The organism is Synechococcus sp. R6-10, assembly GCF_047461815.1.
GTDB lineage: Bacteria > Cyanobacteriota > Cyanobacteriia > Thermostichales > Thermostichaceae > Thermostichus.
Genome location: NZ_JANSHW010000515.1, coordinates 1 through 2,479 on the forward strand (window position 1 = coordinate 1; position 2,479 = coordinate 2,479).

Here is a 2,479-nt window from a genome sequence, read left to right on the forward strand (position 1 = left end):
CCCCGCCCAACAACCCCACCCGTTCAATGCCCAAGCTGCGCAGGCGGGCCAGCCGTGCCGGCAGATCCCAATCGGCAGCCACCCAGATGTCTTCAAAGCCGGTTCGGTTTCGCCAAATCCGGGATCCCTTGGGAGTTGTCCACAGCCAACGGGTGAGGGGCTGGCGAAAAAACGGCAAATCCTCAGGAATATCCCCGCTGTCGGAACAGATGATCGTCAGGGGCTGGGGAGAGAGGCCCTGAGCGGTTCTGCGTTGGATCAACTCGGGATCCCGAATACGCAGACTGGTGCCGTAGGCCCGCAGAGTGGCGGCCCCCATGATCAAAGCCTGTTGCTGGGCAGCTTGGGTTTCCAAGTGCCGATAGTCCTCAGGGCTGCTGAAGGAGGGCCTCTGCGCTCGATGGGCTGCGATCTTTCCATCCAAGCTCTGGGCGAAGATGGCAACCAAGTGGGGACGATTCAAAGACAAGATTGCTGAGAAAGGGTGGGCAAACCCCACAAATTGACCAGAATAGAGTCAGGCATCGCCGGGAGAACCGTGGCACAGACTGTTGTGCCGGTCACCAGCTCGCCCATGCGGAACGGATATGTTAGGAACATTTCAATCATCCACCATCCGGGTTGAAGTCGAGGCCAGTGCATCGACGATGCAGCGCTGTCTGACAGAGGTGGGATTGTTGCAGCAGTGGATCTGGCCCCAGCAACTGCAGGGATCCCTTCCCGAAAGGCTGGAGCTGGGCAGCACCTTTGCGGCCCAATGGGGCCCCCTCTCGATCATGCACCAGGTGGAAACCCTGCTGCCGGAACGGCTGCGCCTGCTGATGTGGGGAGGAGCCGATGGCTACTGTGACTGGCTGTGGGGGAACGGCTGGGTGCAGTTGCGGGTAGAGGCCGTCTCTCTCCTGCCCTTGGGCTTGGGACAATTGCTGATGCTGCGGCGGCTGCAACAGTTTGCCCAAAGCCAAGAACAGCGCCCCTCTTAGGACTTAAAAAGCGACCTTCCGGCAAAATCCGTGGATCCTCGGCTTGACAAAATGCGTTTCGGTTGCAGAATGGTACTTCTCTAAGGATTTTCCACTACGATAGTTGTAGCAGAGCTTACTCTTCCCGTCCGAGAGGCCCAATGAATCCGCCGACCAGCCCCACCCCAACCGCCATCGAGCAGGAAAAGTTTGAGATCCGCTTGGGAGAAGCCCTCAACCGAGCAGGACTGCTCACCCCCGCCCAACTGGCTCAGGCCATGTGGGAAAAGGCCGACAACCCCTTGATGTTGGGGGAGCTGTGTATGCAGCACGGCTGGGTTGCCCCCCGAGATCTCTATCCGTTGATCCCGGTCGAACTGGTGCGTATCGGCGAGATCTTGATGCTGCATGGGTATCTGGAGCTGGAGCACATCCATCAGGCTCTGATTCAGCAGCGGCAGCACCCGGAGCGCAAGCTGGGGGAGATCTTGGTGCAGCAGGGCTGGGTACAACCCCACTGGTTGGAATGGGCCTTGGACAAGCAGCAGCGGCTGCGGCGCCAGAAAGGAGCTGCCAACAGTTGGGAGGTGATGGTGGAGCAGTGGTCCACCATTCCCGATCAGCCCCCTCTTTATGTCTCCCCTCTACAGGTAGCCCAAGAGACCTACAGAGTTACCCAGCAATACAAAGCCCAGCTGGAGCGCTACCAAGAGCAAATTGCCATCTTAGAAGCGCAACTGGAGCAGCAGCGGCAGCAGCAACAGCTCCTGGTCGAACAATCGCTGCAGCAGGTTGCCGACCATCAAGCCCGCCAGCAGGAACAGCAGCAGCGCATTGCCCAATTGGAAGCCCAAATTCAACAGGAGACAGAACAACAAAAGGCTGCCCAACAGCGCATTCGGGAACTGGAGGAGCAACTCCAAGCCCAGCAAACTCAGGGATCCGCGCAACTGCAAGCCGCCCAAGCAGAGCTGGAGACCCTGCGGCGCCGCTGCCACGAGTTGACAGAATGGCAATCTCAGGCCAAACACCAGCTGCAAAAGCTGGGATCCCAACTGCAGGAGCAGCAGAAGATACAGCAGGATCAGGCACAGCAGCTCCAAGAGCAAACCCACCTGCGTCATGCTCTGCAGCAAATGGAAGCCCAAGTGGCTGCCCTGAACCAGTCGCTGCAGGAGCACCAACACCAACTCCAACTGGCCCAGTCTACGAAGCAGCGCTTAACTGCCGACCTGGCCCACGTTCGCCAAGAAGCTGCCGAGGCCACCCACCGCCTGCAAGTGCAGCTCCAAGAAACCCAAGCCCAACTGCGAGAAACTCAAGATCGCTTGCAGCAAGCCCAAGCCCAAGTGAGCCAGCTCCAGGCCCAACTGCAAGCGGCTCAAGTGGAAAACCGTGCCCTAGCTGCAGCGCTAGCCGAAGCCCGACGAACTTCCCCACCTGCAGCCGCACCGACCCCAGCTCCAGAGAAAGCCCGGCCAGAGACAGAGGATCTCAAGGCCCTGACCATAGCCGAC

General features: G+C 59.5%; 3 protein-coding genes. 2 read left to right on the plus strand and 1 reads right to left on the minus strand.

Features of this window, described 5'->3' with window-relative positions; genetic code table 11:
• Window positions 1-463, minus strand: a 463-nt coding sequence (locus tag NW837_RS12985) for a RibD family protein (protein WP_414332060.1), incomplete at its 3' end; no start/stop codon positions are given.
• A gap of 124 nt (window positions 464-587) precedes the next feature.
• On the opposite strand from NW837_RS12985, the gene NW837_RS12990 reads away from it, so the two are divergent.
• Both NW837_RS12990 and NW837_RS12995 read left to right on the plus strand, forming a co-directional pair.
• Entirely contained in the window at window positions 588-983 is a 396-nt protein-coding gene (locus tag NW837_RS12990; RefSeq protein WP_011434124.1) for a hypothetical protein, read from the plus strand.
• A 140-nt stretch (window positions 984-1,123) separates the two neighbouring features.
• Window positions 1,124-2,479, plus strand: a 1,356-nt coding sequence (locus tag NW837_RS12995; protein WP_414332061.1) for a hypothetical protein, incomplete at its 3' end; no start/stop codon positions are given.